The following is a 24,817-nucleotide window of genomic DNA, read 5'->3' on the forward strand; positions in this document are numbered from 1 at the left end:
CTTAACAATAGCGCGTCGCGCCGACGACTAAGTATTTAAAAAATTGATTATTGTTGTTTTTAAAGCATCTTTGTCTTTCAGTTGGCATTGCCAAATAACCAAAACCTTCCAACCCATGCTATCGAGTCTGCCGAACGTTTCTGCATCGCGTACTTTATTCTTTTCCAGCTTCGGAAGCCAAAATTCTTTGTTCGTCGCCGGTACGGTCCCGCGTTTGCAATCGTGACCATGCCAAAAACAGCCATGCACAAAGATAACCTTCTTACGGCTCGGAAAAACTAAGTCCGGCTTGCCGGGCAGGTTTTTGGCGTGCAGGAGATATCGATAGCCGAGGGAGAAAGTCAATTTGCGCACGGCAAGTTCCGGAGAGGTGTTTTTGCTCCGAACCTTGCTCATGATTTCGCCGCGTTTTTCTTTGGTAATTATGTCCAAAATAATTACGCGGCTAAGTTAGGTGGCTAAGAATCATTAACAAAAATCGATTTAACTCCCGTTTGACGCCAAATTATAGTCATCTCCTTTAAGCAATGCTAAGCGATTGCGCCAATTTGCCAAGTCCAGAAGCGGCCATTCAATCCTGATGTAATGTATCGGAATCGATGGCAGGGTTTGAATCGGAACCGGTGGCTGATTTGAATTGGAATAGACATCCCCACATGAGTTGACCGATTTTCGCGCGTAGGGCTTGCAGACCGCCCTTCAGCGATTCGGACTTGGCGGACTTTCCGCATACCTCGGCCACCCGCTCGCTTCACGGCTTTTGTCTATCGACCATCCAATACTAATCAACCTCGAATGCCTGAGTTCATTAGGCCGGAATTTTATCGCCGGCCAAGTCCCGAACGCCACGCCGGCTTCGAAGGCCGGCGAATGTTTTCTTCTCGGTTTTTTGGACGTTTTCCGCGCCGTGGCGCGGTCCGGGCGGGCGTTCAAAAGTCGCAAAGTTTTTCGCTTAATTTTACCTTGTCAGATTCTCGGTAGTGCTCGTCATTTCGGCAGGGATTGCCGAAATCCAGACCCCACGGACGGATCGAAGCTTGCCATCCATGGCACTGGATGGCCGCATCCCGGCGGGCATGACGGCGTTGCTTAAATCTGACAAAGTTGAATTAAGCGGCCGTTCAATTTTTCTGGGCCGGCTCTGGATGAAGAAGCGATTAAAAAGGTCGATGGGATGTGGGATAGGCGGCGGGTTTAGGCTAGACTTCCCGCTTTACCGCCAAGCCCACCGCCGATGAAAATCCTGGTCGCCGACGACGTTCTGGAAAACCGTATCTTGCTGCAAAAACTGCTGGCCAGGATGCAGCACCAAGTGGTGTTGGCCGAGGATGGCGAACAAGCGGTTGACGTGTTCAGGCGCGAAGCGCCCGACCTGATATTGATGGACATCATGATGCCCCGAATGAACGGCCTGGATGCGATCCGGGCCATCCGCGCCGAGGCGACCGACCGTTGGGTGCCGATCTTCGCGATCAGCGCGCTGGCCGAAATCAACGACGTGGTCAATGGCCTGCAGGCCGGCGCCGACGACTATTTGCCCAAACCCTTCAACCAAGCGGTGCTCAGCGCCAAACTGCTGTCGGCGCAACGCTCGGTGGCGATGCAAAAGCGCATCGTCGAAGACAGCCGGCAACTGCAGGCCTATCGCGACCAAAACGAAGCCGAACAGCAGTTTTTGCAGGGTTTGATCGAGCGCATGACCCGCCAAAACGATTTGAACGACCGCAGCCTGGCGGTGTGGCTGATGCCGGCCCAGCGTTTCAGCGGCGACCTGCTGTCGGCGCGGCGCATCAGTAGCGGCCAAATCTATTTTCTGCTGGCCGACGCTTGCGGCGAAGGCTTGGCGGCGGCGCTGCCCACCGTGATCATTCATCAGGCTTTTCAATCGATGACCAAGAAAGGCTTGTCGATTACCGTGATTATTCGGGAAATCAACCGCTTGCTGGGTGTGCAGATGCCGCCGGGGCACACCGTTGCCATCGCGGTCGGCATCGTCGACAGCCAGCGAAATTCTATCGAATTGTGGAACGGCGGATTGCCGGACTTACTAGCGCTGGACGGCGACGGCCAGCCGTTGTTCCGCTTCGAGTCGCGCCACCCGCCGGCCGGAACCGTCAACGACAGGGAGTTCAGCGATCGCTGCGAAGTCTGGCATTGGCCGCAAAGCTGCCAATTGTTGATGTATTCGGACGGTTTGATTGCCGCCGAAAACGGCGAGGGTCAGCCCTTCGGCCGGGAAAGGCTGCTGGAAATTGCCGCCGCCGCGCCGCCGGCGCGCCGGGTGGCCGAATTGACGCAAGCGTTGACCGCGCATATCGGCGACTGCAATGTCGCCGACGACATTTCCTGTATGACGATTAACTGCGGATAACGCCGAGGCCGATTGGCAGTCAGGCGTTCAAGCCCCTGATCATTTCGTTGGCGGCCAGTTCGATACCGCGTTTGAAGTAGTCGCAAGCCTGATCCTTGTCGTCCTTGGCGAAAAACACTTCGCCGAGCAACTGGTAAGCGGCCACGCTGGCCTCGATATGCAGGCTTTTCAATAGATACTGCTCGGCTTTTTCCATCTGGCCGGCTTTCAGCGCCAGACGGCCCAGCACTTGGAACAATACCGCGCTGTTCGGATAAACCGCCAGCCATTGCTCGACGCCTTGCAATTGCTTGGCGTCGTCACCAGTATCCACCGTTGCGTACAGGGCCAGCAGGGTTTCATCCCAATGCTTGGCGAGTTGCGCCATGATGGCGTCTTCGACGCGAACGCCGGCGCCGACGGCGATCATTGCCGCGAAATAGATATTGGCGATACCCGGCACGACTTTGATGTGGTTGGGTACGTCGGCCCAACAGGCGGCGATCGCGGGTTCGTCGTTGCTGGCGGCGGCCTGCTTCAACAAACGGCTGTAGGTTTCGGTTTCCAACAATTTGACTTCGGCTTCCATCAGGATTTTGTGCTGTTGCAAGGTCGGCAACAGTTTGCTCAAGCCTTCCCAGTCGCCCAAATGCTGATAGGCCTGGTGCATCATTTTCAACACCCTGGCGTGACCGGGATTGATCGAATGCAGCTTGCCCAACGCTTGTAGGGCTTGCTCGAATTGTTTCTCCGACAAATGCAGTTCCGCCTGGGTCAGACCGACGATCAAATCGCTGTCGGCCGATTGCTCGGCGGCTTTCTTCAGATATTCGTCGCGTTTATCCATCGCCCCGCGCGAATGCGCTGCCCGCGCCGCGGTCAGATAGTGCAGCAGCGGCGCGCCGCTGTGCGCGGCGTGCTTGATCAAGACTTTTTCGGCGCTTTCCCAATTGCCGTCGGCCGCGTCGACCAAACCGGCGACCAGCGCCTCTTGCGAGCGATTGAAGCGAATCGTCCGCCGGCGTTTGCTAATCTGCGCCGGCATCCGAACGAGCACGCCCAACAGCCGGAACAGGCTGTACAACACGAAAAAACCCAGGACCTGGCCGACGGTAAACACGGTCAGCGAGGTTTCCAACGACCAATGCCCAAAGCCGATCAGCACGTAACCCGGATCGTTATGCTCGGCCAGCCAGCTATGCAATAAAAACGCGACCAGAACGGCGGTCAGCAGCGAACCGAGAAAATACATCAGATTCTTCATGACTGTACTCGCTTATGGCTGAGCGTTGCCGGAGGCGGGTTGGGCGGCCGGTTCGGCGGGCGCGCCGGTGATAATAGCCTTGTCGGTTTCCAGGCGCAGCTTGCCGATGTCTTTCAGCAGTTTCAACGAGCCGGAAACGTCCGGATATTGGCTGCGGATTTGCACGGCGGCGAGTTTGTCCAATTCGGCGACGAATTGCTCGGTCTTTTGGCCCTCGGCAAAGTTTTTCTTTAGCCATTGCTTGGCGTCGGCGATGCTACTGGCGAACAAGGTGTCGTTCTGCTGAACCAAGGCGATTTCGATCATTTCCAGCCGGACCTTCAACTGCTGCTTGAGAAAATGCGCTTCCTCGGGCGTCAGGATGGCGTTGACCGGTTGCTCGGTATGGCGTAACACGACATAACCTTCCAATTGCTTGGCGACTTGCTGGAGAATTTCATGACCGTTTTCGGACAAGTCATTATTCGGCTCGGCCTTTTCCGGCTGCTTGCCGGCATGCGGCAAAAATACCGACAGACCTTCGACCGCGTCCTGCAAGTGCTGGATACCGGCGTAAATGCCGACAATGTCCGGCACTGTCGCGCTATTCAGCAGCGCCAGTTCCTTGGCGATTTGCTCGCGTACTTTGAAAACCGCCGCGTCGCCGCTTTCCCGCAAACGTTGGTCGGCGGCTTCCAGCGCTTCGCGAGTGGTGTGGACGTCGCCGACCAGATGCAGACGCTGGTTGGCGACGGTCAGCAAGTATTCGGCGTCGGCCAACAACCAGTCGCCACGCGTCTTACCCAATTGCCGTTGCAAAACTTGAATCGAAGCTTCCAGTTCCTTGCGGGCGGTTTCCAGCCTTTCCTCATGGAGTTTGGAGAAATCGGTCAGCGTTTGAGTAAAGTGATTGTCCTTGCCGGTCATTTCGGCGTTCAGATTGGCGAGCTGCGACTGCAGGCCGGACAACTGATCCTGCAAACCGTTGATTTCCTTATCGACTTCAATCAGTTTCAGATTGTCCTGATTGTTTTCGGTGTCCTGGCTGGCCCGCAATTGCTGAAAGAAATAAAAGCCGGCCGCCGCCAAGCCAATCACCAATAGAATCGCGACGATACCTATCCACAACCCGGCGAGAGACTTTTTTACCACCACGGTGGGGGTTTGATTTTCTTGTTGTTGTTCTTCAGTTACTTCCGCCACTGTTTTCCCCGTTCAATATCGTCGTCAAGGTCTCTAAAATCGCCGCGTCGGCCGGTTGCCGACACACCGCCACGCTGGAAAATCCGAGTTCCGTCGCGGCCGCGCCTATCCTTTCGCTGACCACTACCAACGGCAAGGCCCGCAACGCCGCCACCGAGGTTTCGTCCAACATGGCCAGCAGATTCTCCAAGGCTTCCAGGCTGGTCATCGTTGTGGCGCTCAAGCGGCCCGCCGCCAACGCCGCGATGAGTTCCGTCGTATCGGTAGCGGGTCTGACCCGCCGATAAACCTCCAAATACGCCACCTCGGCACCGCGAGCGCGCAATGCCTCGGCCAGTTTTTCGCGACCGCCGACTCCGCGCACGATCACACATCGCTGCTCGGCGACCGCCTGCATCGGCGCCTCGGCCAGCAAGCCCTCGCTGCTGAAATCGCTGGCCGGCACGCAGTCGACGGGCCATCCCGCCGCGCGCAAAGCCCCGGCAGTCGCCTCGCCCACCGCGGCAATCCTCGGCCGATGCAAGCCGGGCATTTTGCCACCGAACGCGGCGATAGCAAAATCCACAGCATTCGTACTGGTAAAAATCAGCCAGTCGCTAGCGGCGGCCAATTGCAGACTAGGCTCGGCCAACGCCTCGGCGACTATTTCCAGGACCGGGAACCGGATAGCCTGTCCGCCGGCGCTTTCGATCAAACCGCATAAACGCTGGGCTTGCGCGGTCGGCCGGGTGACCAAGATTCGGGCGCCGCGCAAACCCGGCGTCACTGATACAGCTCGCGTAGAATTCGGTCCGCGCCCTGCGCCAGCAATGCGTCGGCGACTCGTTCGCCCAGCGCCGTGGCGTCCGCCAAACCGCTTTCGGCTTCGGCACGGTAAAGCACCGAACCGTCCGGACTGCCGACCAAACCGCGCAGCACCAGGCTTTCGCCGCGAATTTCGGCAAACCCGGCGATCGGTACCTGACAGCCGCCATTCAAACGGGCATTCATCGCTCGCTCGGCGGTGACCCGTATGCTGGTGGTCTCGTCGTGAAGGACTTTTAAATAGTCGTGTATTTCGACATCGTCGCTGCGGCACTCGATGCCTATCGCGCCTTGCCCCATCGCCGGCAGACTTTGCTCCGGCGTCAGCGGCGCCCTGATCCGTTCAGCCAATCCTAAGCGTTTCAGGCCGGCCGACGCCAGAATGATCGCGTCGTATTCGCCGGCATCGAGTTTAGCCAGCCGAGTGTTGACGTTGCCGCGCAGGCTGAGAATCTCGGCCTTCGGGAATTTTTCCTTGATTTGGCATTGGCGACGCAGGCTGGAAGTGCCGATGCGAGCGTCGGCCGGTAATTCGGCCAAATCGCGGTAGCGATTGGAAACGAAGGCGTCGGTGGGGTCCTCCCGCTCCAAAATCACGGCGAGATGCAGCCCTTCGGGAAATTCCACCGGTACATCCTTCATCGAATGCACCGCGATGTCGGCCGCGCCGTCCAGCATCCCTTGCTCCAATTCCTTGACGAACAAGCCCTTGCCGCCCACTTTGGCCAACGGCGCGTCGAGAATTTTGTCGCCGCGCGTCACCATCTTGACCAATTCGGTACGCAATCCGGGAAACGCTTGTTGGAGCCGGGCCGCGACATGTTCCGCCTGCCACAAAGCCAGCGGACTTTGTCGAGTCGCGATACGAATGATTCTGTCGGCCAATTGCGCTCCTGACTATCGGCATCGGCTGGGCGATACCGGGGTTAAACGTAAATAGCCGCTATTGTAATCCGATTCGAACGGGAAGGTCTTTAGAAGTTGCTTTCCGGAACACGAGCAAACGTGCCGCCGGAGAGCGTCGAGAGGAATGTAAGCGAGCGAGGGACACGTTAGTCCATGCCCGCCGCGGAACCGGCGCCCTTGACGCCGCGCAGGCTGGTGCCGTCGAAATTGGCGTTACGGAAATCGGCGCCGTCGACGTCGGCGTCGCTCAGATTGGCGCCCGCTAAATCGGCCCAGCGCAGATTGGCCCGGCGTAAATTGGCGCCTTGGAATTGCGCGTAGCTCAAAATCCCGTGCATCAGGTTGGCATCGCTGAGGTCCGCGCCGCGCAGTTTGGCGTTGTTCATTTCGACCCGAGCCGGTGCCATGCCCTGATTCGCCATATCCGCGCCCAAATTGGCACGCCTCAGCAGCGCACCGCTCAGATTTACGCCGTTCAACAAACCGATGATACGGCTGCCACTCAGATCGGCGCCGCTTAAGTCGGCACCGTCCAACACCACCGCGTAAAGGCTGGCTCCAACCAACGTCGCTTGGCGCAAGCTCGCTCCGCGCAACTGCGCGCGGTTTAAATTGGTATTCGCCAAGTTCGCGCCATCCAAGCGGCAAGCGTCCAGATTGGCGGAAAATAAATCCGCGCCGCGAAAATCCAAGCCGGACAAATCCAGTCCCGACAAATCCTTGCCTGTCAATTTCGGACGCTGCGTAGCGCCGGAAATCTCGGCCGCCACTTGCTCGCGTGTCATCTCGGCGGCGACCGCCAAGTCGGGGATAAACACCGAACAAGCGACCGCCGCAAGCGCGACACGCCAGACCCCAATCGTCATATGCCCACCTGTTCCGAACGCCCGCCATTCGGGCCAGCCAACCCTAACAAGCGCCAGGACCACTGGCAAGGGAAAAAATCCCCGTATCGCCTTTGACCGCATCTCGGCGCCGCCCAAACCTACTTTCGGGCAGCCAGCCTTCGCGAACCCCAAAGCATCGCGCCGGCCGCGATGGATTCGCAGGCTGCGGACCTGGCATTGAACCCGGCTTTCCGCTCGGCCGCGAAAGCTGTAGCCGGCCAATACCAGTCGGCTAGCAATCCCGAAATCACTGCATCGCCCGGCGAATGGAAGTCAACGGCGCAAGCGGGGCTTTAACCATGATCGCTAGCGCTCCGACACCGGCACAGCCTCGGCATTTCCAACGACCTTCATCGCATAAAGCGGCTTAAACCCGCTTCGCGCGGCGATTGCGGCCTGCAAATCCGCTAAGCTCCGCGTATCCAAGGCCTGACCATGTCGCGTATCGAGGCGCCGTGCTGGCGGTAGTCGTCGAACAGGCGGTGTATGTCCTGCGGATTGAGGTAAACGTAAACGCCGCAACCGGTGCGCGCGATGAATTCGCCGCTCAACGCGTCCAAAAACGCGGCATGGGAAATATCGTTTTGCCGAAATGACGTTAAGGTTGACATGATTGCATCCTCCGAATTGTTATTTTCTAAGGCTCCGCCGGCGTGGCGAGGTTCCCATCCTTGCCGCCTCCGTCGCGAGGCTTAGCGCTCGCGATCGGGATTCCCCCCACGCTGACAGTCTACGGTCGCCCACATTGTTTACGCTGTCTGATTTTTCACTGACAAACTGTCGTATTTTCGGCACTTTCTCCGAACGGCCACCGAGCCTTTCGGCTGAAACCCCTCCGGCTCAATACCTGGGAAGCGCGGGCGGCCTCTTAGAGCCGGCATCACGTAAAACGATGGCTCGCGGCGATTTCAACACCGGCGGTTTTATCGCGGTGAAAAATAAGATCCCTCGATTCCGCGCATGCTTGACCGCCCTTGCCGTGCGGGCCGCGCACGAGGGGCCGACTAAACGCCCAGCCCCTCAACGGCGCCCGGTTGTTATACATCCTCCCAGTCTCTTCTAAACTATCAGAACGCACGACTCGGAGCGCAAACCCGGCGCCTGACGAGTCGCACTGTTTCCGTCCATTTAGCAAGGATACCCATGAAGACATTAAGCGCCGCCGCGCTGTTACTCTCGTCGACACTCACCGCATCGCCAACCTCGGCCTCCGCTATATCAGGGCCCAACGGGCAAGATTTCGGTCCGCTAGGCTGCGACCAAGTGTTCCCGTGCGACGTTCTGGAACTGACTCAAACCCTGTTCGGCGGTAAGCACGGCACGTTGATGTCTGTGGCCGACGACAACGCCGATAACGACAATCTCAGCTTGAATTTCGATTATCGGCTCGATACCGTCTATATCGAACGCGCCCGCTTGCGGGTCTGGCTGCGCGACGATACCCGATTGGTCGCGGACGCGTTGTTGTTCAATTCCGGTCTGCTGGACACGCGCGAATATGCCGCCATCACCTCGATCAACGGCGAGCCGATCAGCGCCGACTGGTTTGAAGTGGGCGGTTTGAAACAATACCTGGAATTGGACATTACCGACTTTTTATCCTTGAGCGGGGCCAACACCTTCAGCGCGACGTTGGGCGTCATGGACACCGGCAGCCGGGACTATCTATTCGCGGGTGCCGAATTTTTCGTCAAATACTGCGACCCGGCCACGCCTATCGATAACGGCGGCATCGGCACGGTGCCGTTGCCCGGCGCGATCTGGTTAATGGGCTCGGCGCTACTTGGCATCGGCGCGGTTAACACCAAATCGCGCCGGGCCGCCTAGCGTTTTCGAGCGGTTTCCCGCTGAACGATCCATTTAGCTCGGAACAAGCCACCGCGCCGGTCAGCGATTACGCGCGGCTGGCGTGGACCAAATTCGATCGGACAGGCAAAATAGCCGATTCGCCAACCGCCGCTCAAACATGCTCGCACTCCTGGTCCGTTTTTCCATCCGCTATTCCGGCATCGTCATCGCGCTGGCCCTGCTGCTATTCGGCTACGGCGGCTATCGCTTCGCCAATGCCGGCCTGGACATTTTTCCGGAGTTCGCGCCCAAGCAAGTCATCATCCAAACCGAAGCGCCTGGCCTGGCCGCCGAGCAAGTGGAAGTGTTGGTCAGCCAGCAGATCGAACAGGCCGTTAGCGGCCTGATCGGCCTGAAAAACTTGCGCTCGCAATCGATACAAGGCCTGTCCATCGTCACCGCTACCTTCGAGGAAAGCAGCGACGTGTACCGCAACCGGCAGTTGGTCGGCGAGCGATTGACCGGCATCGCTCAGCGCTTGCCGGCCGGAGTCGGTACGCCGATTCCGCTGCCGCTGTCGTCGTCGTCCGCCACCGTGATGACGATAGGCTTGCGGGCCGGCGGCAAATCGCTGCTGGAATTGCGCAGCCTGGTGGATTGGACCTTGGTGCCGCGCCTGCTGGCGGTACCCGGCGTCGCCGATGTCAACGTGTTCGGCGGCGACATTCAACAATTGCAAATCCAGCTGCTGCCGGCGGCCTTGCAGCGTTACAACTTGTCGGTCGACGAAGTGGTCAACGCCGCCGCCAGCGCCAGCGAAATCAGCGGCGCCGGCTTCATCGACAACGGCAATCAGCGCTTTTCGCTGCAGCTTAGCGGTCAACCGAGCAATCCGCGCCAATTCGAACAGTTGGTGGTCAAGCGTTTGAACGGCAGCAACATTTTGCTCGGCGATGTCGCCGAGGTCGGCTATGCGCCCGCCCCGGCCATCGGCGCCGCGCAAATCCAGGGCCAGCCAGCCATCGTGATGATGATCATCGGCCAGTACGGCGCCAACACCTTGTCGGTGTCGCGGCAAGTCGAAACGGTGCTCGAGGAGTTTCAACCGCTGTTCGAGCAACAAGCCATCGCCTTCCACGCCCATCTGTTCCGGCCGGCCGACTACATCGAGACCTCGCTGCACAATCTAGCCGGCCATTTGTTGCTCGGCGGCGCCTTCGTGTTGTTGGTGCTGTACGGCTTTTTGTTCGATTTGCGCAGCGCGCTGATCGCCGCTACCGCGATTCCGTTGTCCTTACTGACCGCCGCCCTGGTGTTGCTGACTTGCGGCGTGAATTTAAACATCATGGTGCTGGGCGGACTAGCCATTGCGTTGGGCGAAGTCGTCGACGACGCCATCATCGACACCGAAAACATCTTCCGGCGCCTGCGCGAAAACCGCCTGAAGATTCACCCCGACCCCAGCGACGAAGTCATCTACCACGCTTCCTTGGAAGTACGCGGCTCGGTGGTTTACGCCAGCTTCATCGTCGCGCTGGTGTTCGTGCCCCTGTTAACCCTGGCCGGCGTTAGCGGCCGTTTGTTCGCGCCGCTGGGCGTGTCCTACATTCTGGCGATCATGATGTCGCTGCTGGTGGCGCTAACCCTGACCCCGGCGCTCTGCCACCTGCTGCTGCGGCGGCGCCTGCCGGACACCGCCGAGCCGCCGTTGATCAAGCGCCTGAAACCCTGGTACGCCAAACATTTGCTGTGGACCACTCGCCATTTCAACGCCGTGGCCGGCATCGGCCTGATCGCTTGCGCGGCCGGTCTGGCGGCGTTTTTACAGTTGGATCATCAATTTCTGCCGGAATTGCGCGAAGGTCACTTCATCGTCCATACCGCCAGCGCGCCGGGCACTTCGTTGCAGGAATCATTGCGGGTGGGCGCCTTATTGAGCGAACAATTCGCCGACATCGAAGGCGTCGAGTCGGTGTCGCAGTGGGCGGGCCGGGCCGAACGTGGCGCCGACACCTACGGTAGCCATTACAGCGAATACGAAGTGCGATTGAAACCGCTGTCCGGCCGCGAGCAACAACGGGTTTTGGACAGCCTGCGCGACGTGCTGGAACAATTTCCCGGCATCGGCTTCGAAGCCAACACCTTTTTAACCGAGCGGGTCGACGAAACCATTTCCGGTTATACCGCACCGGTGGTCGTGAATCTGTACGGTAACGACTTGAACGAACTCGACGGCAAGGCCCGACAATTGGCGGCCTTGATCGCCGGCATCCCCGGCGCCGCCGACATTCAGATGCGCTCGCCGCCGGCCACCGCGACGCTGCAAATCCAACTCGACGGCGAGCGCCTGAAGTTTCGCGGCATCAGCCCCGCGCAAGTGATGACGACCCTGCAAACCGCCTACGAAGGCCGCATCGTCGGCAAGCACATCCAGGGCAACCGGATCTTTAACGTGGCGGTGACCTTGCCGCCGGACAAGCGCAACGACCCGGAATTCCTGCGGCAACTGCCGTTGAAAAACGCCGACGGTCAGCGGGTGTTGCTCGGCGACATCGCCGACATCCGCCACGGCGAAGGTCGGTACAACATCCTGCATCAAGGCGCGCAGCGTATACAGACCGTGACTTGCAAGGTCGAGGATAGAGACATGGACGAGTTCGTCGCCGAACTGAAACGCCGGGTCAACAGCGAAATCGCCTGGACCGGCAGCGCCCATCCGCAATTCGTCGGCGCGGCCATGGAGCAGGCCGACGCCCGCGAGTCGTTGGTCGTGCATGCCTTGCTGGCCGGAGTCGGCGTGCTGATTTTCGTGTACATCGCCCTGGGCAGCCTGCGCCACATGCTGCTGACCTTGCTGAATCTACCCTTCGCACTGTTGGGCGGCGTCGCGGCCGTCGTCGTCACCGACGCCACCCTGTCGGTCGGCTCCTTCGTCGGCTTCGTTACCTTGTTCGGCATCACCGTGCGCAACTGCATCATGCTGATTTCGCATTACCGGCATTTGATCGAATTCGAAGGCCAGGTTTGGAATCAGGCGACCCTGGTCCGCGGCGCCCAGGAGCGCCTGCCCGCGATTTTGATGACGGCGCTGGTCACCGCGCTGGCAATGTTGCCGATTGCCTTCGACAGCGACAACCCGGGCCGGGAAATCATGGGACCGATGGCAGCGATCATCATCGGCGGCCTGGCGTCATCGACGCTATTGAATTTACTGTTGATGCCGGCGATCCTGCAACGCTACGGCCGCTTTTCGGTGGAATTCGAGCCGCAGGTTTAACGGTTGGTCGACGGCGGACCGGCGCGGTCATTCTCGCACCCTCAACCGCCGTCGATTTCCTGTTCCAGCAGGGTCCGCAAGCCTTCCGGCATTTCCAGCGTCAGCGGGTCCCAGCCCTCCAGGCTCAACACATCCTGCAGGCAATCCTCCATGATCCGATGCGCGGCCAACGTGGCCTCGGCGATGCGTTCGTGCACTTGGCTTTGCAATTCGCTACGGCCGCGCTCGGCGCAATCGGCTTGATATTCGTACAGCTTGCGCAGGCTGTCGATCTGCACGCCGACTTGCGACGGACAGGAACACAGATAGAGAATCGATTGTAAATTGATGCGCCGCAACTGCGCATTGCTGAACTTGGTTTCCAAACTCATGAATCCAAACCTCTCGGTTGCTGTTGTTATTATAATTTTTCGGTCGCGCGCAACCGCTATAAGACGGGTAGTCCGGAGAATGGCCGTCTAAACCCAACGCGCGTACCCGCTTGAAATCGAAACGATTTCAGCGTCGCCAACTTTACAGGGATTGCCTAAAGATGCAAGTTCGGCACCGTCGATACGCGGAGACAACCGCCCGGAACACTTGTATCCGGGCACGCGGGGTTTTGGGCGACGGACAAACCCAAAAGACATGGCATGGGCTTTGCTTTTGCAATATCTCCAAATCCATAGAGCCAGCCATTATTTCCGCCTCATGAGCAACAGTCATAACGAATTAAGCCCGGTACAAATCGAACATTTATCGTCGTTGCGATATATCAACCCAATCGATGAACACATGAAAATCGTATCCAGCGTCAAGGTGCTCGATAACGCTCACCCGCACGACACGTCGGCGCTTTTGATACTGGACATTTTTATTGACGACAAGCAAATCGACCGAATCAGTTTCAATTTACACCATTATGCCTATGAAGAAATCATAGAGCTTGCCCGGCATATTCGCGACAATGATTATATTTTGCGAGCGGTGGACGCCGCTCTGGCGGGAGATATTGAATAAATTCAGCGTTGCCACGCTAGCGATCAACTCGAAAGCGTGGCAAATATTAGAAGTTTAAAAGGCATTTAATTCAAATGACCGGACGTCATTTTATTCATCCCATTCTTCGTCCGCCATCTCGTCAAAACGGCCCTGATCTTTACCGGATTTTTGTTTAAAAATGCGCTCCAGCAGCGGAGACAAGGTACCGGCCAATTCTTTTTGTATCTCGGCAACCACTTCTTCAATATCCGGCCCGCCTTTAACGATGACTGGATGCGCGCCCAATTTGATCAACTCGTTGGTCGCGGAGCCGCCAACCGAGCCGCAGTAGACCAAATCGCAGCCGTTCAACCAAGCCAGTTTCGGTTTCAGCTTGTCTTCGTTACCGTCGCGTAGCTCCTTGCCGAACGATTTAGCCGCCAACGGAATCGCGCTATCGGCATCGATACTGTACACGTGAAAGCCTGACGACGAGCCGAAATGCTGATTGATAATTTCCCCATCCGAGCTTGCAAACGCCACCAGCAACTTATCGGCTTCGACATCAAGCTCCGCAACACAATTTACTTCGGCAAGTTGACTCATATAACACTCCTCAAAGACTATTTTGACTCGAAAACGATTAACCTAAAAAGGACAGTTGGCGTGTATTGCGGGCCGTTCGTGCTGAGCAACGTCGAAGCATGGACGGCTCGCAATACACTCGCCAAACGGGTGAATGAAAAATCCCGCGCGCCCTTCGACAAACTCAGGACGAACGGAATTTTTCATCGCCAAACTGCTCTTTTTAGGATTAAGTTAATATCCTGCTATCGACGATAATTAGTATTAGCAATCGCCTCCAAAATAACAGGTGAAATTACCAAAAATCACCAGATTACTTTCGCTGGCGATATTCCGCGACCAGCACTTTAATCTTTAAGCGCATAATTTCTTTCAGCATACGCATTTTTCGATCATGTTCCTGATGCGCAATATCGTAGATTTGTTTTCTCAACGTTTCATCGCTATCTTCAGGCAAACTCAAAGACCACTCGGTGAAAAAGGTATCGAAGCCGTCTATCGTTTTAATCAATTCAAATCTCAGTTTCTCTCTGTCGTTCTTCGGAATGGCCTTTAGCGCATCGTCGATAACCGCATCGAGCTCCGATTTTTGTTGCCTGTCCGGAACGGGGAACAGAATGATTTCAGACATAAATACCGACAATTGATAAGCAAGCGAACGCAACATTATTTTTGCATAACGTGCTTAATTCATATTTTACACCACTTTATAAGCGATTGATTTAACGACAAAAAGATTGCATTTGTTTGTTGTGTTTGTAACAAACAAGAGCCGGCCGCGAGCGCGATGTTTGAATGGTTACAGTGGCGGGTGAGTCCCGAGTCGCCACCCGTTTTGAAATGCGGCCGGAGGTGCCGAAGTCCCGATCGCCCAGGCAGAGGATAGACAGCAGAGGGAGCAAAGCCCGCATCGGGGCGGCGGAGTTTGTCCGCCGCGGACGGCAATTGCCGGACCACCCCATTCCCCCAATCGGCGACTCCGGACTCCGCGCGATACCAAGCGTTCAAGTTCGCGCGGTTTCCCATTGCCGCGCGAGAACCTCTATCGCAAGGCCACGAATTCCGCCCGCAACGATAACCGTCCGAATAGCGGCGCTCCGAGCAGGCGACGCTTCACGCGACAATAAACTCAACTATCAGCGCCTTGCAAGCGGAAACTAGCCGAGAACCATGCAATCCAGTTTAGCCAACCCAGCCTATGACCGACATTCCGTTCATCCGGTCGAAACCCAACGCGGTACGCCGTGTGGCAGTCTCAGGGCAAGGAAAAGGTAAGGCTCTGATCGACCAAAACCCTCCCTTCGCTTTACAAGCCAAATGGCTGTGAATGAGCATATTGTTGTCATTCACGGAACGAATCCGCCAATATTTTCCAACGATCAAAGCGATCGAACAGGTAATACCAACGTGGGACGGTTAGCGTCAGGTAATAGGTGCCGGCATTCAGTTGGCTGGATACGCGGCGAGATGGCATTGGATGGTTTGTCTATAGAAAAACATCATCAATAACCGCTCATAACTTGGCGTGGGATGCAGAGCCGGGATGCGGGACGGATTATTCAATCCGTCCGTAACGTTCAACTGACTTTCAAACTGGCTTGAAACGTTCAGGACGGGGTACATACCCCGTCCCGCTCAGCGAAGCGCCATCCACCATAGGAACGCAAATAGGTGGATGGCGCTTCGCTTATCCACCCTACGGCCCTATGACGATGTGGATTGGAAAAGACCACATACCCCTCAACTTATTGCTAAGCGCTTAGCACCTAAAAGCAGCCGCTTAACGACGAGTTAAAGGGCAGTGTAATATTTGTGGGTTGTATAATATCTCATGGTGCGATTTGTTAAATATTTTCCGCCGTGATCTCTGAGTTTGGTTGGAAATGAAAAATACCTTTCGCTTCAAGCTCATCTCCTACGAAGTGAGGAATTCTTATTGAATTTTTTACATAGTCTTCAGCATCGCCTGGAACTTGATATTTGCAAAGTTCATGTGAGTAATTTGGCATTATGTCGCAAAATCGCAATATGGATGATTTTTTATCTAAGAGCCTGTGCGGATTTGAGAAAACTAAGTTAAATGATTTATCGAGGAGCCAATGGTTAGATATTTTGTCTTTGCTCCTATATAAATAATGCCGATGGTATAGATTTGTTATGAATACAATATCAACAAGATTGTAATTTTCCTTTTCATAAAAGGAATCATTAGTAAAAAGCCCTTGATTTTCATACATGTATCCAAACCATTTCTGTATATCCAGTGGCGTGTCGCAGCAAATGGCTAAAACATTCAAATGGTCTTCTCTTAATTGCTGAGAGAATTTTCCGTGTGCAGACTGAAGATAGTCTTTTAATTTGTTGTCCATGTGCTGCTGCTTTATTAAAGGCTTTCCATCAGGAATTGCTTGAAATGCACCGGCAAGATCATTGAATACTGCGTCAACGTCTGGATTTCGGCCAAGAAACCCAATTTTATAACCGTCTTCTTCGTTAATTCGGTTGCTCTTTGAGAAATCCGCACACTTAATCTCTACGTTGAACTGGATGCCACTCTCAGTAAATGAGCAATCAACATCCTTTGGCGGGTTTACTTGTAGCTCATACTTAAACGCATTTTTATATAACTTTGCTAGATATGAGCAAATGACTAGTTCACATGCCGATTGCAAATATTGCGGCTCATTAAGTGAACTAGAAAAGAGTTGTAGTTTGTTTTTTATTAAATCTTCCATTTCCCTTTCATTTAGGCAATTTGAAAGATCACTAATGGCAGATATCATGCCATTCTTGTACTGATTTGAGGCGCTGTCATTGCCAGAGAAATAGGGATTAAGTATTTCTCTATTTTTTAGGAGCATATGTTTTCTCGCAATATCATCAAGGTAGAACAGCCAGTTGCCCGACTGCCCCCTCACAAATCCCGGCGTGCGGAATTACCGCACCGGGCTTTTCAAAGTTGTTCGCTTCGCACACAGCATAGAAGTACTTAGAAATCATGACAAATACGGGGTTTGGGTAGGTTAAAGTCATTGATCAGGGCCGTAGGGTGGATAAGCGAAACTCCATCCACCATAGGAACGCAAATAGGTGGATGGCGCTTCGCTTATCCACCCTACAACTTTTATTATTTGAATGGCTGATATAAATTTTAAACCGGCATTCAAGATAAATACACGAACTTTCGCCTTGGGTCGAAACCCGCCATCCCCAAAATTCAGCGCGGCTCTAAAACGTCATCGGCGTAACTCACCGTTTATGTTACTCCTCCCGGTCCACCAAGCTCGGGCAGGCGGTAGCAGTATAGGCGGGTGCGGTGGGGATCGGAGAGTTCGACGACGGTTTCAGGCAGCCAATCCGGAATAGCGAACGACGAGGAAACGAACAGGCTGCCGGGGCGCATTTCCGCGTGGACTTTGCCGCCGATTTGGATCATCACGGCCGGAGACAGAAAGGCGTAACCCAAGTCGTATTCGGCCAAGGACTGTTGCCAGAGGTTGCAACGTTGGACCGCGACATTGGCTTGACCGCGACAGCGCCAGCGGGCCAGCAGCCAGGGCAGTGGCGCTCGCTCCCAGGCGGCAATCCTCAGTTTGGGACACTGCCGCGCCAGCGGCAGCGCGACGCTACCGACGCCCGCGCCGATTTCGACGCAGGTTTTCGCCCCCTCTGTTTTTGCAATGTCCGCCAGCGCCAGCGCCACGGCCGGCGAGGACAAGAACAACGGCACGTCGCCGCGAAACGTCCCCCAAAACACCAGCAGCATGACCAAAAATCCGGCCAAGTACCAGACCGGCGACAATTGTAGAGTCGTAGCGAGTACCAGCGCCGGCAGGAAGACCAAATGGATAGGCAGCCACCACTTGGGTTGGCGAAGCAGACGAGAGAATACTCCGGCGGCGGCGGCCTGGATCAGTAACAGCCAGCCTAGCGGTTGCGGCCAGTAGCGATTTAACGAAGCGGCCAGGACGAGTGCGGCGGCTTGGCAGGCCAGAGCTTTGAGCCATTGCATTGCGACCTACTTCAGCCGGATTTCGCGTGGAAAGTCAGGACGGGAACGACGCTTTGTCGAAATTGGGTGTTGTTCTTCGGCACGAAGCTTCATTTTCCGGGGCGATGCAGCGGCGTCATAACGGGTGGCCCTAAAAATCCGTTGCAATACACGGTTCGGCGCCGGAACGTCTTCGATCCCGGCTGAAGTCGCTTCGCCCCTCTTTTCATACTTCGGGACGAAAATCCGTTCGGCCGTCAGGAAGTCGGCCCGATCTTGGTATTTTGCTGTATCGCCGGAGATACATTTTGCAAGGCCGGCAGGTCCTCCGCGCCGTCGTGCAGCACCTGGTTTTCGGTCTTCTTGTTCATAACGATGATCGAAATACGCCGGTTCATCGGATCGGTCGGGTCTTGCACGTTGTAGGAAATACTCGATGCCAGCCCCACCACCCGCAGTACCTTCTCCTCGCCCAACCCCCCTTGGGTCAGCTCCCGGCGCGCCACGTTGGCCCGATCGCTGGACAGCTCCCAGTTGGAATAGCCACTCCGGTTGCTGGGAAACGGCAAGGCGTCGGTGTGACCGTTGATCGTCACCTTATTCGGCAATTCGTTGATCACCGGCGCCAATTCGCGCAGGATGGCCTGAGCATAGGTTTCAATCCCGGAGCTGGCCAGCTTGAACATCGGCCGGTTCTGAGCATCGATGATCTGGATTTTCAGGCCTTCCGGCGTGGTTTCCAGTTTGATTTGATCCTTGTATTCGGCCAGTTTGGCATTGGCATCCAGCATGGATTCGATTTTTTCCTGCAATTTTTCCAGCTTTTGCTTTTCCTGTTCCTCGGCCAATTTTTCGATGTCCTCGGGTGAAGGCGGCGCCGGCGGTGGCGGCTTGTCCTCGCCCATGTGAACCTGACCGACATCCTTGGAGGCCAAATCCGAGCCGCCGGCCTTGATGATGTTGGCGCGGTCGCCGACGCCGGAACCGCTCATCGCCACGCCGAACGGGTTTTGGAAATACTCGGAAATCCCTTTCTTGGTGGCTTCGTCGGTCGAACCCAGCAACCACATCAACAAGAAAAACGCCATCATCGCCGTCACGAAGTCGGCATAGGCGATTTTCCAGGCGCCGCCGTGGTGGCCGCCGTGACCGCCTTTCTTGACCTTCTTGATGATTATCGGTTGTTCGGCCATCGCGGATTACCCTTTACTTGCCGGCTTTCAAGGCCGCTTCGAGTTCGGCAAAGTCGGGCCGAGAGTGGTGCGGAATCGTGGTACGCATAAATTCGACGGTCATGGCCGGCGACGTACCTTTCGCGCAATTCAGCAAGCCCTTCTGGGTGCATTTGTAGGCATTGCTCTCTTCTTCCAGGCGGGCTTCCATCACCGACGCCACCGGGCCGATAAAGCCGTAAGACACCAAGATACCGAGAAAGGTACCGACCAAGGCCGCCGCGATCAATTTACCCAGCTCGGCCGGCGGAATACCGACCGACTCCATCGTATGCACCACCCCCATCACCGCCGCGACGATACCGAAGGCCGGCATGCCGTCGCCGACTTTTTGGACGGCCTTGATCGGTTCGTTGCCTTCGGCATGATGGACTTCGATCTCGGCATCCATGATGTCCTCGAGCTGATTGACGTCGACGCCGGTCAGAATCAAGCGCAGTTTGTCGCAAATGAATTCCATCAAATGATGGTCGTGGACGATTTTTTCGCCGAAGATCGAGCTGCCTTCCGGATCGTCCACCACTTTTTCCAGGGATAACAAGCCTTCCTTACGGGCTTTTTGACTCAGCGCGTTAAAGCTCATCAGCAGCTCCATGTAATATTCCTTGGTATAGGTGCTGCCCTTCAAGGTGGCGGTACCGCCGGCCATGGCCGCCTTGCTGACCGTCAGCGAGTTGCTGGCCAGGAAGGCGCCAAACGCCGAACCGACGATGATCAACACCTCGACCGGCTGCCACAGCACCCCGAGATGTCCGCCGGCCATCAAGAAACCACCCAGTACGCAGCCCAGGATGATTACATAACCAATGATTACGAACATTGTTGCCCCTAAAAGTTAACTAGAACATTCAAGCGATGGATTTTGCCGGCTACGCGTTGGCCTCGCCCCGCTAAACCGATGGCGCCGGCAGCGGTTCGACCGGTTTCAACACCAATTTGCTGAGGGCCGGCAACACCACGAAGGTGCAGGTCATGATCCAAAAAATGCCTATCGTGATGACCAAACCCATGCTGGCGATGCCTTGATGCGGCGAAAACGCCAGACCGATGAAGCTGGAAATCGTCGTCAACGCACCGTAGAACATGCCGCGGGCGGTACTGGACTGATAAATGTTTTGCTCCTCGGACAAGGAGTGGTGCAGTTTCTCGACCATGTGTATTCCGTTATCGACACCCAAGCCCATTAATAAAGGCAGCGCGATGATATTGGCGAAGTTGATCGGCGTGCCGGTAAACACGGTGGTCGCCATCGTGAACAAGCCGGCCAAGACCAGCGGCGCCATGACCAGCAGCGTATCGACGATGCTGCGCCGAATAAACAATAGCAGCAACGCGATGGCGGTCAATGCAATGATGATGGCTTCCTGGAACGAAGCGATAACGGCCTTCATCGACTCCCAATACATCACCGGCAGGTCGGTGGCGTCGGGCGCGACGGCCTGCACGTCGGTGATAAAGGTTTGCAAAGCGTCGAGATCGTTCAAGTCTTCCTTCGGGAAAATCTGAATCCGGTACAGCCCGTCCTTGCTCAACCAGCGTTCGCCGATTTCCGGCGGAATGCTGGCCATCGTCACCGATTCGGCGCGAAAGCCGGTCAGCAACTGGTTCATCACGGTCGGCAAGGTCCCCAGCAGCGAAGTCTGAATTTTTTCGATAAACACGCCACGATCGGGCTGCAAGCGGGCATCCAGCTCGACCAACACGTCTTGCAACTCACTTTTAAAGGTTTTTAGCGACTCGATTTCGGCAGGCTTGGTCTTCTTCGGCAAATTGGCGTCGATCGCCGCAATCATTCGCTTGATGGCCGGCAGAGGATCGGAGCCGACTTTCAATTGCGGAAAAGATTGGCTTTGCGGCCCCAAGGTCAGCATCATGTCGTCGATGATCGCCAATTTATCGTCCTGATCCTCCGGCACGAAATCGAACAGACTGACGGTCTTGTCGACGGTTTTCAGCGCGGTCAATTTCTTTTGCATGTCGCGGGCCTCGGCTTCGTTCTTGGCCAGCACGGTCAGCGTCATCGGCGAGGTATCGCGCTCCTTCATCAAATCCTTAAAGGCGATGACCGATTCGGTATTCGGGTCGCGCAAATTCAACGGATTGAAATCGGTCTGCACCTGGAAGACGAAATAAATCGCGGCCGCCGCCAGAACCAGCGTCGCGAACGCGATAGGCTTGGCGTAATGCAGCGTAAAAGTCGCCAAGCTGGCGGACAGCTTGGAGGCGCCGGGTTGTTCGCCGTGCAGATCGTGGAACGGCGGCGCCGGAATGACTTTCAGCAATACCGGCAAGACGGTCAGAGTCACGAACAAACAGATGAACAAACTGGTACCGGCCAACAAACCCAATTCCGAGATGCCTTGGTAGTCGGTCGGAATAAAGGCGTACAAACCGATCGAGGTCGTGCCGGCGCACAGCATCAGCGACGGACTGGTCGCCAGCAGCGCCGAGCGTATCGCCTGGGTCTTGTCCTTGCCGTGCAGGTCCAGATTGTCGCGGTAGCGCAGGCAGAAATGGATCGCGTATTCAACGCCCAAGCCGATGTTCGACACCGCGAAGGCCACCGAAATCAGGTTGAGTTGCTTGACCGCGACCGACGCGAACAATCCGCAAAATACCATGCCCAAGGCCAGCGTCGCCAGCGTCGCCAACATCAGCAGCCAGGAGCGGTAAGCCACCAGCAGGATGCCGCACACCAACACCACCGAGAAGATGCTGGCCGTGAACGTGCCTTCGCTCATGCCGGCCATTTCGTCGTGTTCCAGGCCGACTTCGCCGGTGATCCAAACCTTGACCTTGGGCAGATTGGGGTCCTGGATCTTGTCTACCGCCCGGCGTATCGTGTTGATGGCCGGCTCGACCGGCAGAATCTGGCTGAAATCGAATTTAGGCGTAACGAAGATGAAGGCCTTGTCCGATTGCTCTTCGCTGATCTTGTTTTCGGCGATCAATTTTTGCCAGGACAGCAGGTCGGTTTCGCCGTTCAGGGTTTTGTGCAGAGAGTTGCTGACCTTGTCGATCAACGAAATCAGGTCGATGGGCACTTCCTCGGTCTTGGTTTCGGCGTTCAACGCGTCCTCGAAAATCGAGAAAAACCCGGTCAGGCTGGGATCGGTGGAAATTCGGCCGATAAAGGGCTGGGCCTGGGCCAAGGTGACCGAAAAATCCTGTAGCTTGTCGGTATCCAGATAGAGCAAGCCGTTGCGTTGGAAAAATGCGTTTTCGTCTGGCCGGTAAACCTTGGTGAAATGCTCGGTGTCGGACCGCAATTGACGCGCCAAACGCGCGGCGGCCGCCTTGGTCAATTCCGGGCTGGAGGACTCGACCACCAGCAGCATCGTATGAATTTCCTGACCGAAGGCCTTCTCGAAATTGCGGCGATTTTGCTGAAACCGCGACTCCGGCGCGATCAACTCGGCGGTATCGGTATTCACGCTCAAATGCGTGCTGGTGTATTCGATCGCGCAATAGGCCAACAGCACCGCCACCGTTAACAGCAGCCCCGGCGAATACATCAGCCAATTGCCCCAGCGGAACACCGCGTTGCGCAAACCTTGTTCCCAGTTCATATTCAAGCGCTCACCACGGTTTCGATCAGGTACAAGGTATAACCGACGTAAACGGCCAGCAACAAGCCGCCTTCGACCCGGTTGATACGACCCGAGCCGCGTTTGCCGGCGTAGCCGAGCGCGAACAGCGACAACGTTAGCAAAGCCATGACCGGCCAATCGCGATTGACGATTTCGACCGGAATCGCCATCGGATGAATCGCGCCGGCCAAGCCGACCACGGCCAGGGTATTGAACAAGTTGGACCCTATGATGTTGCCGACCGCCAGGTCGTGCTCGCCCTTGCGAGCCGCGACGATAGACGAGGCCAACTCCGGCAGCGAAGTGCCGACCGCGACGATGGTCAGACCGATAATCAAATCGCTGACGCCCAAATCGTGGGCGATCGACACCGCGCCCCACACCAGCAAGCGCGAACTGATCACCAACAAAATCAAACCGCTGACCAACCAAATCATGGCTTGAGCAAACGACATCCGGTGTTCGTCCAACTCGTCTTCGATTTCGCTTTCCAACACATCGGCCTGCCGGGATGGGTCCTTGGCGCTTTGCCACACCATCCAGCCCATCACCGCCGCGAATACCGCCAATTCCAGGAAGGCGTCGCTACGCGACAGATCGCCGTCGTAAAGCTGCCCGAACGCAAACAAGGTCACGCCGAACAGAATCGGCAATTCCTTCTTGATGATTTGCGACTGAACCACGATGGGACTGATCAACGCGGTCACGCCCAAAATCAACGCAATGTTGGTGATGTTGGAACCGTAGGCGTTACCCAGCGCGATGCCCGGATTGCCTTGCAAGGCCGACAAGGCCGACACACTCAGTTCCGGCGCCGAGGTGCCGAAGCCGATGACGACCATGCCGATCAGCAACGGCGACATGCCCCAAAACCTCGCCAGCGCCGCCGCGCCTTCCACGAACAAATCGGCGCTCCAAACCAATACGATCAGCCCGATGACTATCATCAACAACGGCAAAGCCATAAACTACCCTTATAAAACAAACATTAAAACGACGAAAAGGACCGATCAATCGACGGTCCAGTTGACCCAGCCGCCATAGGCGGTGGCGATGACGACGATACCGAACACGATTCGGTACCAAGCGAAAATGATGAAATCGTGGTGACTGATGTAACGCAACAAGCCCTTCACCGCCAGCAGGGCGCTGAAAAACGCCGCGATCATGCCGACGCCGATCAAGGCCACGTCGCCGTCGGTTTTCAGCAAATCGCGAAATTTGTAGAGTTTGTAGGCGCTAGCCGCGGTCAGCGTCGGAATCGCCAGAAAAAACGAAAACTCGGTCGCCGCCTTGCGCGACAAACCGAACAACAAACCGCCGATAATGGTCGCGCCGGACCGGGATGTGCCGGGAATCAACGCAAAGGCTTGGGCCAAACCCAGCTTCAACGCATCCAGCGGGCTAAGCTCGTCGACGCTCTCGACCCTGACAACGTGTTCGCGCTTCTCGGCCCAAATGATCACCAGGGCGCCGACGATAAAGGCCAACGCCACCGGCACCGGCCGGAACAACACCGCCTCGATTTGCTTGCCGAACAACAAGCCCAGCACCGCCAGCGGCATAAAGGCGATCGCCAGGTTCAACACGAATTTCTGCGAAGTTCGCTCGGTCGCCAGACCGGCGAATACCGAAACGATCTTGGCCCGATATTCCCAGCAAATGGCCAGGATGGCGCCCACCTGAATCACGATCGTGAACAGTTTGGCCTTGTCGTCGTTAAAGTCGAGCAGATCGCCGGCCAAAATCAAATGGCCGGTACTGGAAATCGGTAGAAATTCGGTCAACCCTTCGACGACGCCGAGAATCAGGGATTTGATGAGCAGGGTAATGTCCATGGTTTAATCAGGCTCCGCGCCTTGTCGACGCTAGAAAGGCTATCAGCATGTGGAAGGGATGTATCGAAAGACGACAAACGACTTTAAAAAAGCCACGCAAATGCGGCGGGATTATAGTCGAAAACTCCGCGGCGAGTCAGCATGGCTACTCCGCCGCGCCGGC

21 protein-coding genes are annotated in these 24,817 nt (G+C 56.2%); 4 read left to right on the forward strand and 17 right to left on the reverse strand.

What is annotated here, in order from left to right; all coding sequences use genetic code 11:
- Positions 1 to 27: 27 nt before the first annotated feature.
- Positions 28 to 432, reverse strand: a complete 405-nt coding sequence (locus ACQE3E_RS20425; protein ID WP_426992251.1) for a very short patch repair endonuclease — start codon at positions 430 to 432, stop codon at positions 28 to 30.
- Positions 433 to 1,234: 802 nt separating this feature from the next.
- Between ACQE3E_RS20425 and ACQE3E_RS20430 the strand changes: the two genes are divergently transcribed.
- Complete coding sequence (locus ACQE3E_RS20430; protein WP_427501006.1) at positions 1,235 to 2,371, forward strand: SpoIIE family protein phosphatase; 1,137 nt, start codon at positions 1,235 to 1,237, stop codon at positions 2,369 to 2,371.
- A gap of 19 nt (positions 2,372 to 2,390) precedes the next feature.
- Here ACQE3E_RS20430 and ACQE3E_RS20435 read toward each other — a convergent pair whose 3' ends face one another.
- From ACQE3E_RS20435 to ACQE3E_RS20460, 6 genes are all read right to left on the reverse strand, one after another.
- Complete coding sequence (locus ACQE3E_RS20435; protein WP_281021505.1) at positions 2,391 to 3,614, reverse strand: heme biosynthesis HemY N-terminal domain-containing protein; 1,224 nt, start codon at positions 3,612 to 3,614, stop codon at positions 2,391 to 2,393.
- A gap of 12 nt (positions 3,615 to 3,626) precedes the next feature.
- Entirely contained in the window at positions 3,627 to 4,796 is a 1,170-nt protein-coding gene (locus tag ACQE3E_RS20440) for a uroporphyrinogen-III C-methyltransferase (RefSeq protein ID WP_426992246.1), read from the reverse strand.
- Complete coding sequence (locus ACQE3E_RS20445) at positions 4,780 to 5,562, reverse strand: uroporphyrinogen-III synthase (protein WP_427501007.1); 783 nt, start codon at positions 5,560 to 5,562, stop codon at positions 4,780 to 4,782. The genes ACQE3E_RS20440 and ACQE3E_RS20445 overlap by 17 nt, the downstream gene beginning before the upstream one ends.
- Complete coding sequence (gene hemC, locus ACQE3E_RS20450; RefSeq protein WP_313730476.1) at positions 5,559 to 6,485, reverse strand: hydroxymethylbilane synthase; 927 nt, start codon at positions 6,483 to 6,485, stop codon at positions 5,559 to 5,561. Before hemC ends, ACQE3E_RS20445 begins: the two co-directional genes overlap by 4 nt.
- 167 nt (positions 6,486 to 6,652) lie before the next feature.
- On the reverse strand, positions 6,653 to 7,372 hold the full coding sequence (locus ACQE3E_RS20455; protein WP_313730475.1) for a pentapeptide repeat-containing protein: 720 nt from the start codon (positions 7,370 to 7,372) through the stop codon (positions 6,653 to 6,655).
- A 428-nt stretch (positions 7,373 to 7,800) separates the two neighbouring features.
- On the reverse strand, positions 7,801 to 8,004 hold the full coding sequence (locus ACQE3E_RS20460; RefSeq protein WP_064023976.1) for a hypothetical protein: 204 nt from the start codon (positions 8,002 to 8,004) through the stop codon (positions 7,801 to 7,803).
- A gap of 532 nt (positions 8,005 to 8,536) precedes the next feature.
- Between ACQE3E_RS20460 and ACQE3E_RS20465 the strand changes: the two genes are divergently transcribed.
- A complete protein-coding gene (locus ACQE3E_RS20465) occupies positions 8,537 to 9,220 on the forward strand; it encodes a hypothetical protein (protein WP_313730474.1) in 684 nt (227 codons plus the stop codon).
- Positions 9,221 to 9,359: 139 nt separating this feature from the next.
- The gene (locus ACQE3E_RS20470; protein WP_313730473.1) at positions 9,360 to 12,458 is read left to right on the forward strand and encodes an efflux RND transporter permease subunit; all 3,099 of its coding nucleotides are present in this window, start codon (positions 9,360 to 9,362) and stop codon (positions 12,456 to 12,458) included.
- A gap of 41 nt (positions 12,459 to 12,499) precedes the next feature.
- Here ACQE3E_RS20470 and ACQE3E_RS20475 read toward each other — a convergent pair whose 3' ends face one another.
- The gene (locus tag ACQE3E_RS20475) at positions 12,500 to 12,829 is read right to left on the reverse strand and encodes a hypothetical protein (RefSeq protein WP_217631690.1); all 330 of its coding nucleotides are present in this window, start codon (positions 12,827 to 12,829) and stop codon (positions 12,500 to 12,502) included.
- A gap of 256 nt (positions 12,830 to 13,085) precedes the next feature.
- Between ACQE3E_RS20475 and ACQE3E_RS20480 the strand changes: the two genes are divergently transcribed.
- Positions 13,086 to 13,457: a hypothetical protein gene (locus ACQE3E_RS20480; protein WP_071158798.1), complete on the forward strand. Its 372-nt coding sequence runs from the start codon at positions 13,086 to 13,088 to the stop codon at positions 13,455 to 13,457.
- 90 nt (positions 13,458 to 13,547) lie between these two features.
- Here ACQE3E_RS20480 and ACQE3E_RS20485 read toward each other — a convergent pair whose 3' ends face one another.
- From ACQE3E_RS20485 to ACQE3E_RS20525, 9 genes are all read right to left on the reverse strand, one after another.
- Entirely contained in the window at positions 13,548 to 14,024 is a 477-nt protein-coding gene (locus ACQE3E_RS20485; RefSeq protein WP_064024409.1) for a NifB/NifX family molybdenum-iron cluster-binding protein, read from the reverse strand.
- Between the two features lie 292 nt (positions 14,025 to 14,316).
- Complete coding sequence (locus ACQE3E_RS20490) at positions 14,317 to 14,670, reverse strand: hypothetical protein (protein ID WP_197471687.1); 354 nt, start codon at positions 14,668 to 14,670, stop codon at positions 14,317 to 14,319.
- 1,177 nt (positions 14,671 to 15,847) lie between these two features.
- Positions 15,848 to 16,864 carry a hypothetical protein gene (locus tag ACQE3E_RS20495; RefSeq protein WP_071159249.1) on the reverse strand — a complete coding sequence of 339 codons (1,017 nt, stop codon included), beginning with the start codon at positions 16,862 to 16,864 and terminating at the stop codon, positions 15,848 to 15,850.
- 395 nt (positions 16,865 to 17,259) lie between these two features.
- On the reverse strand, positions 17,260 to 18,015 hold the full coding sequence (locus tag ACQE3E_RS20500; RefSeq protein WP_313730472.1) for a hypothetical protein: 756 nt from the start codon (positions 18,013 to 18,015) through the stop codon (positions 17,260 to 17,262).
- Between the two features lie 236 nt (positions 18,016 to 18,251).
- A complete protein-coding gene (gene motB, locus ACQE3E_RS20505; protein ID WP_064030895.1) occupies positions 18,252 to 19,187 on the reverse strand; it encodes a flagellar motor protein MotB in 936 nt (311 codons plus the stop codon).
- A 13-nt stretch (positions 19,188 to 19,200) separates the two neighbouring features.
- The gene (gene motA, locus ACQE3E_RS20510) at positions 19,201 to 20,046 is read right to left on the reverse strand and encodes a flagellar motor stator protein MotA (RefSeq protein ID WP_064030896.1); all 846 of its coding nucleotides are present in this window, start codon (positions 20,044 to 20,046) and stop codon (positions 19,201 to 19,203) included.
- Positions 20,047 to 20,116: 70 nt separating this feature from the next.
- A complete protein-coding gene (locus ACQE3E_RS20515) occupies positions 20,117 to 22,795 on the reverse strand; it encodes an MMPL family transporter (protein WP_427501008.1) in 2,679 nt (892 codons plus the stop codon).
- A gap of 2 nt (positions 22,796 to 22,797) precedes the next feature.
- Positions 22,798 to 23,781 (reverse strand): calcium/sodium antiporter, encoded by a 984-nt coding sequence (locus ACQE3E_RS20520; protein WP_313730470.1) that lies wholly within the window; start codon positions 23,779 to 23,781, stop codon positions 22,798 to 22,800.
- A 45-nt stretch (positions 23,782 to 23,826) separates the two neighbouring features.
- Entirely contained in the window at positions 23,827 to 24,654 is an 828-nt protein-coding gene (locus ACQE3E_RS20525) for an undecaprenyl-diphosphate phosphatase (RefSeq protein ID WP_313730469.1), read from the reverse strand.
- Positions 24,655 to 24,817: the final 163 nt, after the last annotated feature.

Origin of the sequence: Methylomonas sp. MED-D (assembly GCF_050276835.1) — a bacterium.
In the GTDB taxonomy this organism is placed as follows: domain Bacteria; phylum Pseudomonadota; class Gammaproteobacteria; order Methylococcales; family Methylomonadaceae; genus Methylomonas; species Methylomonas koyamae_A.

Coding starts and splice junctions, on each gene's coding strand:
- ACQE3E_RS20430 (WP_427501006.1), top strand. CDS start 1,235: ATGAAAATCCTGGTCGCCGACGACGTTCTGGAAAACCGTATCTTGCTG.
- ACQE3E_RS20435 (WP_281021505.1), bottom strand. CDS start 3,614: ATGAAGAATCTGATGTATTTTCTCGGTTCGCTGCTGACCGCCGTTCTG.
- ACQE3E_RS20455 (WP_313730475.1), bottom strand. CDS start 7,372: ATGACGATTGGGGTCTGGCGTGTCGCGCTTGCGGCGGTCGCTTGTTCG.
- ACQE3E_RS20460 (WP_064023976.1), bottom strand. CDS start 8,004: ATGTCAACCTTAACGTCATTTCGGCAAAACGATATTTCCCATGCCGCG.
- ACQE3E_RS20465 (WP_313730474.1), top strand. CDS start 8,537: ATGAAGACATTAAGCGCCGCCGCGCTGTTACTCTCGTCGACACTCACC.
- ACQE3E_RS20470 (WP_313730473.1), top strand. CDS start 9,360: ATGCTCGCACTCCTGGTCCGTTTTTCCATCCGCTATTCCGGCATCGTC.
- ACQE3E_RS20475 (WP_217631690.1), bottom strand. CDS start 12,829: ATGAGTTTGGAAACCAAGTTCAGCAATGCGCAGTTGCGGCGCATCAAT.
- ACQE3E_RS20480 (WP_071158798.1), top strand. CDS start 13,086: ATGGCATGGGCTTTGCTTTTGCAATATCTCCAAATCCATAGAGCCAGC.
- ACQE3E_RS20485 (WP_064024409.1), bottom strand. CDS start 14,024: ATGAGTCAACTTGCCGAAGTAAATTGTGTTGCGGAGCTTGATGTCGAA.
- ACQE3E_RS20490 (WP_197471687.1), bottom strand. CDS start 14,670: ATGTTGCGTTCGCTTGCTTATCAATTGTCGGTATTTATGTCTGAAATC.
- ACQE3E_RS20495 (WP_071159249.1), bottom strand. CDS start 16,864: ATGCTCCTAAAAAATAGAGAAATACTTAATCCCTATTTCTCTGGCAAT.
- ACQE3E_RS20500 (WP_313730472.1), bottom strand. CDS start 18,015: ATGCAATGGCTCAAAGCTCTGGCCTGCCAAGCCGCCGCACTCGTCCTG.
- motB (WP_064030895.1), bottom strand. CDS start 19,187: ATGGCCGAACAACCGATAATCATCAAGAAGGTCAAGAAAGGCGGTCAC.
- motA (WP_064030896.1), bottom strand. CDS start 20,046: ATGTTCGTAATCATTGGTTATGTAATCATCCTGGGCTGCGTACTGGGT.
- ACQE3E_RS20515 (WP_427501008.1), bottom strand. CDS start 22,795: ATGAACTGGGAACAAGGTTTGCGCAACGCGGTGTTCCGCTGGGGCAAT.
- ACQE3E_RS20520 (WP_313730470.1), bottom strand. CDS start 23,781: ATGGCTTTGCCGTTGTTGATGATAGTCATCGGGCTGATCGTATTGGTT.
- ACQE3E_RS20525 (WP_313730469.1), bottom strand. CDS start 24,654: ATGGACATTACCCTGCTCATCAAATCCCTGATTCTCGGCGTCGTCGAA.